This window comes from Pseudomonas sp. JBR1, assembly GCF_028198185.1.
GTDB lineage: Bacteria > Pseudomonadota > Gammaproteobacteria > Pseudomonadales > Pseudomonadaceae > Chryseomonas > Chryseomonas oryzihabitans_E.
This window is the reverse complement of the sequence record NZ_CP116340.1, coordinates 3,977,916-3,991,286: the sequence shown is the minus strand read 5'-3', so window position 1 is coordinate 3,991,286 and position 13,371 is coordinate 3,977,916. Positions and strand designations below refer to the sequence as shown.

The 13,371-nt window shown below is 65.2% G+C and carries 10 protein-coding genes; 1 reads left to right on the top strand and 9 read right to left on the bottom strand.

Features of this window, described 5'->3' with window-relative positions; all coding sequences use genetic code 11:
- Positions 1-28: 28 nt before the first annotated feature.
- The 8 genes from lhpI to amaB form a co-directional block, all read right to left on the bottom strand.
- Positions 29-1,750, bottom strand: a complete 1,722-nt coding sequence (lhpI, locus tag PJ259_RS18490; protein WP_271653754.1) for a cis-3-hydroxy-L-proline dehydratase — start codon at positions 1,748-1,750, stop codon at positions 29-31.
- 2 nt (positions 1,751-1,752) lie between these two features.
- On the bottom strand, positions 1,753-2,469 hold the full coding sequence (locus PJ259_RS18485; protein ID WP_271653753.1) for an ABC transporter ATP-binding protein: 717 nt from the start codon (positions 2,467-2,469) through the stop codon (positions 1,753-1,755).
- On the bottom strand, positions 2,466-3,341 hold the full coding sequence (locus tag PJ259_RS18480; protein WP_059313381.1) for an ABC transporter ATP-binding protein: 876 nt from the start codon (positions 3,339-3,341) through the stop codon (positions 2,466-2,468). The genes PJ259_RS18485 and PJ259_RS18480 overlap by 4 nt, the downstream gene beginning before the upstream one ends.
- Positions 3,338-4,618, bottom strand: a complete 1,281-nt coding sequence (livM, locus tag PJ259_RS18475; RefSeq protein WP_059313380.1) for a high-affinity branched-chain amino acid ABC transporter permease LivM — start codon at positions 4,616-4,618, stop codon at positions 3,338-3,340. Before livM ends, PJ259_RS18480 begins: the two co-directional genes overlap by 4 nt.
- Before the next feature lie 4 nt (positions 4,619-4,622).
- Positions 4,623-5,537, bottom strand: a complete 915-nt coding sequence (locus PJ259_RS18470; RefSeq protein ID WP_059313379.1) for an ABC transporter permease subunit — start codon at positions 5,535-5,537, stop codon at positions 4,623-4,625.
- A gap of 96 nt (positions 5,538-5,633) precedes the next feature.
- Positions 5,634-6,755 (bottom strand): branched-chain amino acid ABC transporter substrate-binding protein, encoded by a 1,122-nt coding sequence (locus tag PJ259_RS18465; RefSeq protein WP_059313378.1) that lies wholly within the window; start codon positions 6,753-6,755, stop codon positions 5,634-5,636.
- A 484-nt stretch (positions 6,756-7,239) separates the two neighbouring features.
- Positions 7,240-8,517 (bottom strand): L-pipecolate oxidase, encoded by a 1,278-nt coding sequence (gene amaA / locus PJ259_RS18460; RefSeq protein ID WP_271653752.1) that lies wholly within the window; start codon positions 8,515-8,517, stop codon positions 7,240-7,242.
- Positions 8,518-8,541: 24 nt separating this feature from the next.
- Positions 8,542-10,032 carry an L-piperidine-6-carboxylate dehydrogenase gene (amaB, locus tag PJ259_RS18455; protein WP_059313376.1) on the bottom strand — a complete coding sequence of 497 codons (1,491 nt, stop codon included), beginning with the start codon at positions 10,030-10,032 and terminating at the stop codon, positions 8,542-8,544.
- A gap of 113 nt (positions 10,033-10,145) precedes the next feature.
- Between amaB and PJ259_RS18450 the strand changes: the two genes are divergently transcribed.
- On the top strand, positions 10,146-11,030 hold the full coding sequence (locus PJ259_RS18450; RefSeq protein WP_271653751.1) for a LysR substrate-binding domain-containing protein: 885 nt from the start codon (positions 10,146-10,148) through the stop codon (positions 11,028-11,030).
- Positions 11,031-11,213: 183 nt separating this feature from the next.
- On the opposite strand, the gene pnp is transcribed toward PJ259_RS18450, so the two are convergent.
- Positions 11,214-13,316 (bottom strand): polyribonucleotide nucleotidyltransferase, encoded by a 2,103-nt coding sequence (pnp, locus tag PJ259_RS18445; protein ID WP_059313374.1) that lies wholly within the window; start codon positions 13,314-13,316, stop codon positions 11,214-11,216.
- Between the last annotated feature and the right edge of the window lie 55 nt (positions 13,317-13,371).

Sequence of the window (13,371 nt, the reverse complement as noted above, 5' to 3'; positions counted from 1 at the left end):
ATTTCCTGCACAGAACTCGGCCCCGTGGCTAGGTGGATAAGTCCACCGGCGCGAGCCAGTCGGGTGGTCCTGGCGGTGCCAGGCCCGTGCAGGCCGCCTCCACACAGGCAGCCAGGCCGGCGAAGCGCAGCTCGCGGCCGGTGAGGCCCGGACCGTAGTGGGCGAACTTGCCGGAGTTGGTCAGCAGGGTGCGGGCATGAGGCGGTACTAGGGGTTCGCCGAGCATGCACCAGCAGGTATCGCCCACCAGTTGGGCACCAAAGACCTCCAGCTGGGCCAGGGCACCACTGCGCTCGGCGGCGGCGCGCACCTCGCGACCCAGGGTGATGACCAGGGCCACCTGGGGATGCCGGTGCCGGCCGCGGCAGAGATCGGCCAGCTGCTGGCATTCCTCGGCGGAAAAATGGGGGTTGCCCAAGGCCACCAACTGCACCTCGCGCGTGGAGGCGCTATCCAGCTCGGCCCAGGCCTGGCGCAAGTCAGCCAGGCCTATGTCTTCGATTTCCAGTTCAGGCGCGGCCACTGCAGCCAGGGTCGGCGCCTCGGGCGTCACCCCGACCAGGTGGAACAGCGGTGCTGCCGAGGTGGTGGCGAAGGCGGCGCCAAAGGCCTTGAGATCGTCGCGGCTGGGCTGGGCCTGTTCCAGCCCCAGCACCGCAGGGATCCGGGTGGGCGAACGCAGGCCGATGCAGTAGCCGAGCAGCGGATAGAAGGCGTCGTCATGGCCCTCGGGTACGCTGATCCGGAAGACCTTGCCCGCGCGGCGGCCGCTGTCCAGATGGCAGCCGGCCAGGGGTGCTCGACCGGTCAGGGCGGTGCAGATGTCGAGGAAGTCGGCGTACTTCTGGGTACGCGCCCCCAGCACGCTGTTGGCGAAGACCACGGCATTGGATTCGGCCCAGACCACCTGCTCGCCCAGGGTCGGAGCGCTGTCCAGCAGATAGGGCGCACAGGTGAAGGTGGGGCGACAACCCAAGGCCACATAGGCCTCGGCCAGGGCACTGGCCGGCTCGCCCAGCGCCGGGTCGACGCCCTGCTCACGCCAACGACGCTGGTCCACGGACACCGCATTGAGACTGGTGGGCACCCGCACCCGACCGCTCCACTCCACCAGCCGCTGGGCAAAGGCCAGGCTGGCCGGGCCGGTGTAGATACAGCCGTCGATATGCGCCTGGGTGATGTCGAGCAGTTCGCGGGCGCCCTGCAGCTGCGCCATGCGTACCAGGATCTTCATGGCCGCCTGGACGGCCTTGCCCTGGGCGCCATCCAGCATCGCCTGGTCGGTCACGCTCAGCTGGAGCTCGGCGATGTCAGGCGGTTCCATTTCGGGAAAGTAGCTATCCGGCGTTCCGACCCAGTCATCGGCTACCGCGATCTCGTCCTGCTCGGCCAGGGCCGCAAAGGCCTTGGCGCCCAGGCTGACCACCGGCAGGGAACAGCCGAACAATTCCTCCGCGACGATGGCGCCGAGGCTGAGGATCTCGTCCGGCTCGGCCAGCAGCAAGGCCGCCGGCCCGCGTCCCGCCAGCAACAGCTCCAGGAGCACGGCGCTGCCGGTACAGGAGCCACGTCCGCTGGGGATGGCCAGGATGCGCCCGGCCAGCTCCAGACCGTGCAGGGGATGGTGGCGATCGATCACCCGGCCGCTGGCCGGATCGACGCCACCCCAGAAACTCAGGCCCAGGGGCGCCCAGGCCAGGCGCCCCCGGGCCTGGCCCGCGACCAGAGCGCGACCGCGGACCGCGTCCACCGCTAGTGGCCGCCCAGATAGGCTTCCCGCACCTGGGGATTGGCCAGCAACTCCTGGCCGCTACCGGTCATGCGGATTTCGCCCGTGACCATCACATAGGCGCGGTCGGACAGGCGCAGGGCATGGTTGGCGTTCTGCTCCACCAGGAAGATGGTCATGCCGCTCTTCGCCAGCTCGCGCAGGATCTGGAAGATCTGCTTCACCACGATGGGCGCCAGGCCCAGGCTGGGCTCGTCGAGCAAGAGCAGCTTGGGTCGCGCCATCAGCGCCCGGGCGATGGCCAGCATCTGCTGCTCGCCTCCGGACATGGTCATGGCGCGCTGGTTACGGCGCTCCTTGAGGCGCGGGAAGAGCTCGAACATGCGCTGCATGTCCTCGTCCACCCAGCGGGTGCCGATGGGAATGGTGCCCATCAGCAGATTCTCCTCTACCGTCATGTCGGGGAACACGTGGCGCCCCTCCGGCGATTGGGCGATACCGTTGGAGGCCACGTAGTGGGCGTTCTTGCGGGTGATGTCCTCGCCGCGATAGAGGATCTGCCCGTTGCGCGCCTGGGGTTGGCTGAAGATGGACATCAGCAGGGTGGACTTGCCGGCACCGTTGGAGCCGATCAGGCTCACCGTCTCGCCTTCGTTGATGGTCAGGGAGACGCTCTTCAGGGCCTGGATCGGCCCGTAGAAGACGTCGACGTTGCGAAATTCCAGGATCGGCGTGGTCATGCCACCTCCTCTTCTTCGGCGCCGAGGTAGGCGGCGATGACCTTGGGATCGTTGCGGATATCGGCCGGCAGGCCGCGGGCGATGACCTGGCCATGGTCCAGTACCACGATGTGGTCGGAGATGTTCATCACCATGCCCATGTCATGCTCGATCAGCACCACGGTGATGCGGTGCTGGTCGCGCAACAGGCGGATCATCCCGGCCAGGGCCTCGGTCTCGGCCGGGTTGAGGCCGGCGGCCGGCTCGTCCAGGCAGACGATCTCCGGGCGGGTGCACATGGCCCGGGCGATTTCCAGGCGACGCTGCTGGCCGTAGGAGAGTTCGCCGGCCAGGCGGTTGGCGTGGTCCACCAGGTCCACCACCTCCAGCCAGTAGAAGGCCGTGTCCAGCGCCTTTTCCTCGGCGCGGCGATAGCCGGGGGTATTGAGGATGCCGGTGATGAGATTGCGGTTGCACTGCATGTGCTGCGCCACCAGCAGGTTCTCCACCACCGACATTTCCTTGAACAGGCGGATGTTCTGGAAGGTGCGGGCGAGACCGGCGCGATTCACCAGGTGGGTGCCGCCGAACATCTTGTACCAGAGCCGGCTGCCGAACTGCACCGGATTGACGAAGTCGGCCGCCTGGAAGCGTTCGCCCATGATCTTGCCGACGCGGGTCGAGCGACCATCGGCGGTGTCCAGGCGGATTTCGCCATCGGTGGCCTTGTAGAAGCCGGTCAGGCAGTTGAACACCGTGGTCTTGCCGGCCCCGTTGGGGCCGATCAGCGCGGTAATGGACTGGCGTTTGATCTCGAAGGACACGTCCGAAAGCGCCTTGATGCCCCCGAATCTCATGCCCAGACCGTTGACGGTCAGAATGTTATCGCTCACGGCGCCACTCCCTTGCGAATCGCGAAGCCACTGCGGGCGATACGGATCAGGCCGCGCGGCCGCCACATCATCATCACCACCATGAGCACGCCGAATACCAGCATGCGGATGTCGCCGAATTCGCGCAGCAGCTCGAACAGCAGGGTCATGACGAAAGCCGAGACCACCACGCCGACGGTGGAGCCCAAGCCGCCCAGCACCACGATGGCCAGTACCAGCACCGACTCGAAGAAGTTGAACGAAGCCGGGTTGATGAAGCCCTGGTAGGTGGCGAAGAACACGCCAGCGAGGCCCGCGGTGGACGCACCGATCATGAACGCCGAGAGCTTGACCAGCACATGGTTCAGACCCATGGCGCGGCAGGCGATCTCGTCCTCGCGCAGGGCTTCCCAGGCGCGACCGACCGGCATGCGGGTCAGGCGGTGCTTGATGTAGAGCACCAGCAGCACCACCAGGAACAGCACGGTATAGATGAAGATCATCGTCGCATTGGGGTTGTAGCTGATGCCCAGCAGCTCATGGATGGGCACCCCGCCCTCCTTCGCCCGGCGCCCGAACTCGATGCCGAAGAAGGTCGGCGAGGGCGCGGCGATGCCGTTGGGACCCTTGGTCACCTCCAGCCAGTTGTTGAGGACCAGCCGGATGATCTCGCCGAAGCCGAGGGTGACGATGGCCAGGTAGTCCCCATGCATGCGCAAGACCGGGAATCCCAGTATCGCCCCTGCCACCGCGGCCAGCACCGCGGCGAGCGGCAGCATGGTCCAGAAGCCCAGACCCAGGTACTGGTAACCCAGCGCCAGGCCATAGGCGCCGATGGCATAGAAGCCGACGTAACCCAGGTCGAGCAGCCCCGCCAGCCCCACCACGATGTTCAGGCCCAGGCCCAGCAGCACATAGATGAGGCAGAGGATGATCACCGTCAGCCAGTATTTGGTGGCCAGGAAGGGAAAGGCGATGGCCAACAGGATGATGATGGGCAGGATGAACCTGAGGTTGGACTTGTGCCCCGGCGGCAGCACATGGACGCCGCCGTCGTTGCGTTTGAAGGACTCGATCCAGTCGCGGCCCTTGGCGGTCTGGCTGAACAGGCTGAGCAGGAAGCGGCCGGCCATGACCACCGCGACCATGATGCCGACACGCCCGGGCTGGACGTTGTAGCCATAGCCGTCGAGCACGATGCCGACGATGGGGCCGAACAGGATCAGCGAGACCAGGCCGACCATTAGGGTGTCGCGCAGTACGACCTTGAGATCGAAGGAGGAAGACGTCTGACTCATGGATTCACACCTTCGTGACCTGGGGTTTGCCGAGCAGCCCCTGGGGCCTAAAGATCAGGATCGCCACCAGCAGCGAGAAGCTGAAGACGTCCTTGTAGTCCGAGTTCACCAGGCTGGCGAACTGGGCTTCGGAGATGCCGAGGATGATGCCGCCGAGCATGGCACCAGGCAGTGAGCCGATGCCGCCGAGCACCGCCGCGGTAAAGGCCTTGATACCGATGATGAAGCCGGCATAGAAGTCGAAGGTGCCGTAGTTGAGGGTGATGAGTACCCCGGCCAGTGCCGCCATGGCCGCGCCGATGATGAAGACGTAGGAGATCACCCGGTCGGTGTTGATGCCGAGGATCTGCGCCATCTTGCGATCCTGCTGGGTGGCCCGGCACATGCGGCCCAGGGTGGTCTTCTGGATCACGTAGGTGAGCAGGCCCATGCCGATGATGGAGGCCACGATGATGAAGATCTTGGTGTAGGTGATGATCACGAAGCCATCGCCGATATGCAGGCGCAGGGCGCCGTCCAGTAGCGTCGGTACACCCTGCTGGCGCGCGCCCTGGGCGAGCTGCACGTAGTTCTGCAGGATCAGCGACATGCCGATGGCCGAGATCAGCGGTGCCAGCCGTGTGGAGTTGCGCAGCGGCTTGTAGGCGATGCGCTCGATGGCCCAACCGTACACGGAGGTGACCACCACGGTGAAGATCAGGGTGCCAAGGATCAGCACGGGGAAGGAATGCAGGCCGAACACGCTCAGCAGGGCGATGCCGATGGCGGCGAGATAGGCCGACACCATGTAGACGTCGCCGTGGGCGAAGTTGATCATGCCGATGATGCCATAGACCATGGTGTAGCCGATGGCGATGAGTCCGTAGACCGAGCCCAGGGTCAGGCCGTTGACCAGTTGTTGCAGGAAGATACCGTCCACGTTTGCAGTCTCGCGCTGGATGGATGACGAGGGCCGCCAGCCACCGCCTCGTCCTGGGGCGGAGACGAGAGGGCGGCCGGCGGGTTCACGCGAGGATCAGGGCAGTTGGTTGTACTTGCCCTTGTCGTCCCATTCGTACATCACGTAGTCGGAGACCTTGAGGTCACCCTTGCTGTCCCAGCTCTTCTCACCCAGCACGGTGTTGACGCTGTGGGCCTTCAGCCACTCGGCGGCCTTGGTGCCATCGGTGCCCTTGATGCCGTTGAAGGCAGCGGCCACCGCCTGCAGCGAGGCGTAGGAATAGAGGGTGTAGCCCTCGGGCTCGTAACCGGACTTGCGCAGCGTTTCCACTACGGTCTTGCCAGCCGGATTCTTCAGCGGATCGGCACCGAAGGTCATCAGCACGCCCTTGGTGTACTGGGGACCACCGGCGGTGGTGACCAGATCCAGGGAAACGATGCCGTCGCCGGAAACGAACTTGGCGGTCACACCCTGCTCACGCATCTGGCGAACCAGCGGACCGGCCTCGGGGTGCAGACCGCCGAAGTAGACCACGTCGGCGCCCGAGGCGCGGATCTTGGTGACCAGGGAGTTGAAGTCCTTCTCGCCGCGAGTCAGACCCTCGTAGAGCACCTCTTTCACGCCGCGCTTGTTGAGTTGCGCCTTGGTCGCGTCGGCCAGGCCCTGACCGTAGGTGTCCTTGTCGTGGATGATGGCGACCTTCTTGGCCTTGAGGGTATCGACGATGTAGTCGCCGGCCACGATGCCCTGCTGGTCGTCACGCCCGCACATGCGGAACACACCTGTCAGGCCACGCTCGGTGATCTTGGGGTTGGTGGACGCCGGGGTGATGGAAATGATGCCGGCTTCGTCGTAGATCTCCGAGGCAGGCATGGTGTTGGAGGAGCAGAAGTGGCCGATCACGGCCTTGACCTTCTCGGAGTCCACCAGGCGGTTGGCCACGGCCACGGCCTGCTTGGGCTCGCAGGCGTCGTCGCCCTGCACCAGTTTGATCTTCTCGCCATTGATGCCACCGGCGGCATTGATGTCCTCCGCCGCCTGGGTAGCGCCCTTCCAGAACTGCTCGCCGTAGGCGGCACTGGCCCCGGTATAGGGACCCGCGACACCGATCACGATGTCGGCATGCGCCAGGGAGGAGAGAGTGAACGCAGAACCGATAGCGAGAGCCAGAATGCCTTTTCTGTAAATCTTCGACATGGGAGGTTTGCTCCAGAGGGTGGTTGGCTCTCTCGCCAGAGCAAAGCCTATGCCATCACTCAGCTGTGTCCCTGGCGCAAAGGCCATTTGCCGGTACGACAGGGAGCGAAATGTCCTGGCCTGCCACGGCGAAGGCCGCAACCAGTGGACCCGTCGCCGTTTTAGACTTTCGTCTTAGTCAGGATATTAGTCGGGATAAAGACCTGCAGCGGTAGCAGTAGAACGGGTAAAAGGCAGAGGTTTGTTACCAGATAGCAACCCGGTTGCACCTGTTTCGCACCAAAACGTAACATCGTCCCCATCCTGCGCCACCAAAGTAACCATGGTCTGTTTCGGACGTAACGAGGCGAATCAATCGGTTCCGGCTGGTGGCCAGATCAACGAAACAGCAAAAGAAAAACGGCCGACTTGCACAGGTTGGGATGCGCAAATCGGCCGCTTGAGGGGCCCGACCAGAGCGGTTTCCGGGCGCGCTGCAAGGTCTTTAGAGCACCACGCGCAGACACTGCCCCGCGTGATAGAGGGTAAAGCCGGCCTCGTACATCAGGCTGCGCCACTGTCCTACCGGGTTGGAATCCAGCGAAGCCAGCGGCATGGGCAGGTCCTGCCGATCGCCACTGCACAGATAGCGGGCAAAGGCCTGCCCCACCACCGTGCCCGTGGTGACTCCGCGACCGTTGTAGCCGGTCACCGCGAGCAACCCCGGTGCCGGCTCGAACAGCCGCATCAGGTGATCGGGGGTGAAGCCGATCTGGCCCGTCCAGGTGCACTCCCATTCCACCCGGCCAAGCGAGGGGAAATAGTGCCGCTGGATGCGGTCGGCCCAGGCGCGGATGAAACCGGCCGGGCGTCCCGCCATGTTGCCGAGGCTACCCAGGAGCAGGCGGCCATCGGCATCGCGCCGGATGCTGCTGAGCACCGTGCGGGTATCCCAGGAGCCACGCCCCTGAGGCAGGATGAAGTCCGCTTCCGCCCCGAGAGGCTGGGATGCCACCTGATAGTAGTAGCCAGGAAAGAACTGCTTGCGCAGACGGGTCCATTCGCCTTCGGTGTAGGCGTTGGAAGCGATCACCACCTGGTCGGCGGTGACTCGCCCCTGGGGGGTTTCCACCTGCCAGCGATCACCCATGCGCTGCAGGCGCTGCACCGCGCTCTGCTCGAACAGTTCGCCGCCCTCCTGGCGCAGCGCCCTGGCCAGTCCCAGGGCATAGCCCATGGGCACCAGGGTACCGGCGCGGTGATCGAGCAGGGCACCACTGATATCGCGCGTGCCGCAGGCGCTGTAGCAGGCCTCGCCTTCCAGTAACTCGACCCGCGCACCGCGCCGTTGCCATTGCTCGGCACGTTGCCCCAGATCGGCCAGGCCCTTGGCGCTGTGCGCCATGTGCAGGGTGCCGGCGCGGCGTGGCTGGCAGTCGATGCCATAGCGCTCGATGAGACCGAACACCTGACTCGGCGCATCGCCCATCACCCCCAGCAAGCGCTCCCCAACCTCCTGTCCCAGGGTCGCCACCGCCTCGTCCGGCGGGATCCACATGCCGGCATTGACCAGCCCGACATTGCGCCCGGAGCCGCCATGGCCGACGCCATGGGCCTCCAGTACCACCACCCGCCGCCCGGCCTGGGCCAGGTGCAGCCCGGTGGACAGGCCGGTGTAGCCACCGCCGATGACGCAGACCTCGGTGTCACGCTCGCCCTGCAGCGGCGCTCCGGGCATCGCCGGATACAGCCGCTCCCACAGGCACTCCTCACGCAACTGCATTCTCGGCGCTCCTGGCGGATCCACTCAGTCGAACACGATGCCCTGGGCCAGCGGCAGTTCGCGGGAGTAGTTGACGGTGTTGGTCTGGCGGCGCATGTAGGCCTTCCAGGCGTCGGAGCCCGATTCGCGACCGCCACCGGTTTCCTTCTCGCCACCGAAGGCGCCACCGATCTCGGCACCGCTCGGCCCGATATTGACGTTGGCGATGCCGCAGTCGCTGCCAGTCGCCGACATGAAGGCCTCGGCCTCACGCACGTCGGTGGTGAAGATGCAGGACGACAGGCCCTGGGGCACGGCATTGTTCAGCGCTACCGCCTCGTCGAAATCGTCGTAGGTCAGCACATAGAGAATGGGGGCGAAGGTCTCGTGGCGTACCGCCTCGCTCTGCTCGGGCATCTCGACGATGGCCGGGGCCACGTAGTAGGCCTCGGGATACTGCTCAGCCAGCTGACGCTCACCGCCGTAGACCACCCCGCCCTCGCCACGCGCCTGTTCCAGCGCACCCTGCATGGCCTGGAAGCTGGCCGCATCAATCAGCGGACCGATGAGGTTGCCTTCCAGCGGATGGCCGATGCGGACTTTGGCATAGGCGGTCTTGAGTCGGGCGACGATCTCGTCCTTGACCGAACGATGGGCGATCAGGCGGCGCAGGGTGGTGCAGCGCTGGCCGGCGGTACCCACGGCGCTGAACAGGATGGCACGTACGGCCATGTCCAGATCGGCACTCGGCGCGAGGATCATGGCATTGTTGCCGCCCAGTTCGAGGATGCTGCGGCCGAAGCGCGCCGCAACCCGCGGTCCTACCTCGCGACCCATGCGGGTGCTACCCGTGGCGCTCACCAGCGCCACCCGCGGATCGTCCACCAGGGCCTCACCGGCGGCGCGGTCGCCGACAATGACCTGGCTGAGATCGGCGGGGGCATCGCCGAAGCGCGCCAGGGCCTTCTCGAACAGCGCCTGGCAGGCCAGCGCGGTCAACGGGGTCTTTTCCGAAGGCTTCCAGATCACCGGATTGCCGCAGACCAGGGCCAGGGCGGCGTTCCAGGACCAGACCGCCACCGGGAAGTTGAAGGCACTGATGATGCCGACCACACCCAGCGGCTGCCAGCTTTCGCGCATGTGGTGACCTGGACGCTCGGAGGCGATGGTCAGACCATAGAGCTGGCGCGACAGGCCAACGGCGAAGTCGCAGATGTCGATCATCTCCTGGACTTCGCCCAGGCCTTCCTGGGTGATCTTGCCGGCTTCCCAGGACACCAGTTCGCCGAGATCGGCCTTGTGCGCGCGCAGCTCTTCGCCGAGCAGCCGCACCAGTTCGCCACGACGCGGCGCCGGCACCGCGCGCCAGGCCTGGAAGGCACGGTCGGCGCGGGAGATCTTCTGCTCCACCTCGGCGGCGCTTTCCAGGGCGACGCTGCCCAGTTGGCTACCGTCGATGGGGGAATGCACCCGATGCTCGCCTTGGGTGTAGTGCTGGGCAGAAACGCCGAGGCGTTCCAACAGGGCCTTGCTCATGCTGAGGTCTCCGCAGAAAGGAAATCGTCCCTGAGTATGGTCAGGCCAGCGGCGCCGGACAACCGACCTTTGCTCGGCATATCATTCCCTTTTTTCATGCCGCGAGTCCGCTCATGCAACGTCGCCACCTGCCGTCCATCACCGCCATGCAGTGCTTCGAGGCGGTGGCCCGTCATCTGAGCTTTACCCGCGCGGCCGACGAACTGGCGCTGACCCAGAGCGCCGTCAGCAAACAGGTCGCTCAGCTGGAGGATCTCCTGCAGCACAGCCTGTTTCGCCGGGTCCGCCGCCGCCTGCAGCTGACCCCGGCCGGTGCTCTCTACCTGGCCGAGGTGGACAAGATCCTCAACCAGTTGGAGATGTCGGCGCGCTACCTGAGATCCTATGGCGGCGAGACCGAGGTGCTGCGCGTGGCCACCCCACCGACCTTTGGCGAGCGCTGGCTGGTCCCGCGGCTGAAGGGCTGGCGGCTGCGCTTTCCCAATATTCACCTGGATGTCTCCAGCGCCCTGGAACCGGTGGACTTCCGCGACCCCCGCCACGACGTGGCGCTGTTCTATGGTCACGGCAGCTGGCCAGGTGCCGAATGCGAACTGCTGCTGCACGAGCACATGGTCGCGGTCTGCGCACCGGATCTGCTGCCCGCCGAAGGCATCGCCGGACCCGAGCAACTGGTGGACTTCGTCCTGCTGCAGAACACCACCCGCCCGGAATCCTGGCACGACTGGTACGCCAGCCTGGGTCGGGAGGAAGTGCACAGCCATCACGGTCCGCGCTTCGACACCTTCACCCTCTGCGCCCGCGCCGCCCAGGAAGGTTGCGGGGTGGCCCTGCTGCCGGAATTCCTGGTCGCCGAAGAACTGGTTTCCGGCCGCCTGGTGCTCGCCTGGCCCCACCGCCTCGCCAGCCCCCACGCCTACTGGCTGGCCTATCCGGAACAGATGGCCGAGGTGCCCAAGGTGCGCAGCTTCATCGAATGGATTCGCGAGAAGGCGTAGTGCCCGTAGGTTGCGGCTGAGCACAGCGAAGCCCAACAGTCCCTGGCTCCACGCCGCTTTCAAGCAGTGGAGGCTGGCCTGCGTTGTCATGTTGGGCTTCACTGCGCTCAACCCAATCTATCACCTGTGTTCACCAGCCATAAAAAAACCCGGCCGAGGCCGGGTTTTTTACTCAGGGTCGTCTTAGACGCCGGAGGCTTCCGCCGCCGCCACGTCCTTGATCGACAGCTTGATGCGACCGCGGTTGTCCACGTCCAGCACCAGCACCTTCACTTCCTGACCTTCCTTCAGCACGTCGGTGACCTTCTCGATACGCTGATCGCTCAGCTGCGAGATGTGCACCAGACCGTCCTTGCCCGGCAGGATGCTGACGAAGGCGCCGAAGTCGACGATGCGCTCCACCTTGCCGACGTAGATCTTGCCGATCTCGGCCTCGGCGGTGATGCCCAGGACACGCTGCTTGGCAGCTTCAGCGGCTTCGCGGGTCTCGCCGTAGATCTTGATGGTGCCGTCGTCTTCGATGTCGATCGACGCCTTGGTCTCTTCGCAGATACCACGGATGGTGGCGCCACCCTTGCCGATCACGTCGCGGATCTTGTCCTGGTCGATCTTCATCGCCAGCATGGTCGGGGCGTTTTCGGACAGCTCGGCACGCGACTCGGAGATCACCTGGTTCATCTGACCCAGGATGTTCAGACGCGCTTCCAGCGCCTGCTCCAGAGCGATTTCCATGATCTCTTCGGTGATGCCGTTGATCTTGATGTCCATCTGCAGGGCGGTGACGCCCTTGGCGGTACCGGCCACCTTGAAGTCCATGTCGCCCAGGTGATCTTCGTCACCCAGGATGTCGGTCAGAACGGCGAACTTCTCGCCTTCCTTGACCAGACCCATGGCGATACCGGCAACCGGCGCCTTGACCGGCACACCGGCGTCCATCAGCGCCAGGGAGGCACCGCACACCGACGCCATGGAGCTGGAGCCGTTGGACTCGGTGATCTCGGAGACGACGCGGATGCTGTAGGGGAAGGCTTCCTGGGTCGGCAGCATGGCCTGGATGCCACGACGGGCCAGACGGCCGTGACCGATCTCGCGGCGGCCCGGGCTACCCATGCGACCGCACTCGCCGACCGAGAAGGGCGGGAAGTTGTAGTGCAGCATGAAGCTGTCGCGGCGCTCGCCTTCCAGGGTGTCCAGCAGCTGCGAGTCACGGGCGGTGCCCAGGGTCGCGGTGACCAGTGCCTGGGTTTCGCCACGGGTGAACAGGGCCGAACCATGGGTCTTCTTCAGCGGACCGACTTCGATCTGCAGCGGGCGTACGGTGCGGGTGTCGCGACCGTCGATACGCGGCTTGCCGTCGACGATGTTCTGGCGCACGGTGCGGTATTCCAGCAGACCGAAGGTCTCCTTGACCTCGGCTTCGCTGTACTGACCGTTCTCACCGGCCAGCTTGGCGATGGCCTGGTCGCGCAGGGCACCCAGGGCCGCATAGCGATCCTGCTTGATGGTGATGGTGTAGGCACGGGACACGGCCTCGCCGACCTCGGCCTTGACGGCTTCGATCAGGGCGGTGTTCTCGGCAGGCGCCTGCCAGTTCCAGGTCGGCTTGCCGGCTTCGGCAGCGAACTGGCTGATGGCCTCGATGGCCACCTGGAATTCTTCGTGGGCGAACAGCACGCCGCCCAGCATCTGGTCTTCGGTCAGCTCGTCGGCTTCGGATTCGACCATCAGCACGGCGTCACGGGTACCGGCCACGACCATGTCCAGGCTGGAGCTCTGCAGCTGCTCGTAGCTGGGGTTCAGCAGGTAGCCCAGCTCGGTGTGGTAGCCCACGCGGGCAGCCGCGATGGGGCCGGCGAAGGGAATGCCGGAAATGGCCAGGGCGGCGGAGGTGCCGATCATGGCGGCGATGTCCGGATCGGACTTCTTGTTGGTGCTGACCACGGTGCAGACCACCTGGACTTCGTTCAGGAAGCCTTCGGGGAACAGCGGACGGATCGGGCGATCGATCAGGCGCGAGGTCAGGGTTTCCTTCTCGGAAGGACGGCCTTCACGCTTGAAGTAACCACCGGGGATGCGGCCAGCGGCGTAGGTCTTTTCCTGGTAGTGCACGGACAGCGGGAAGAAGTCCTTGCCAACGGCGGGCTGCTTGGCACCGACCACGGTGACCAGCACGCTGACGTCATCGGTGGAGACCAGCACCGCACCGGTCGCCTGGCGCGCGATGCGGCCGGTTTCCAGGGTGAAGGTCTGCTCACCGAACTTGAATTGCTTGATTACTGGATTCACAGTCTTTCCTTCTCTTTATTGCCTTGGGGGAAATCGAGGCGACCAGAGGGATTCG

Excerpts from the sequence above, each read along its gene's own strand:
- livM (WP_059313380.1), bottom strand. The coding sequence starts at position 4,618 with ATGAGTCAGACGTCTTCCTCCTTCGATCTCAAGGTCGTACTGCGCGAC.
- amaB (WP_059313376.1), bottom strand. The coding sequence starts at position 10,032 with ATGAGCAAGGCCCTGTTGGAACGCCTCGGCGTTTCTGCCCAGCACTAC.
- amaA (WP_271653752.1), bottom strand. The coding sequence starts at position 8,517 with ATGCAGTTGCGTGAGGAGTGCCTGTGGGAGCGGCTGTATCCGGCGATG.
- PJ259_RS18450 (WP_271653751.1), top strand. The coding sequence starts at position 10,146 with ATGCAACGTCGCCACCTGCCGTCCATCACCGCCATGCAGTGCTTCGAG.
- PJ259_RS18485 (WP_271653753.1), bottom strand. The coding sequence starts at position 2,469 with ATGACCACGCCGATCCTGGAATTTCGCAACGTCGACGTCTTCTACGGG.
- PJ259_RS18465 (WP_059313378.1), bottom strand. The coding sequence starts at position 6,755 with ATGTCGAAGATTTACAGAAAAGGCATTCTGGCTCTCGCTATCGGTTCT.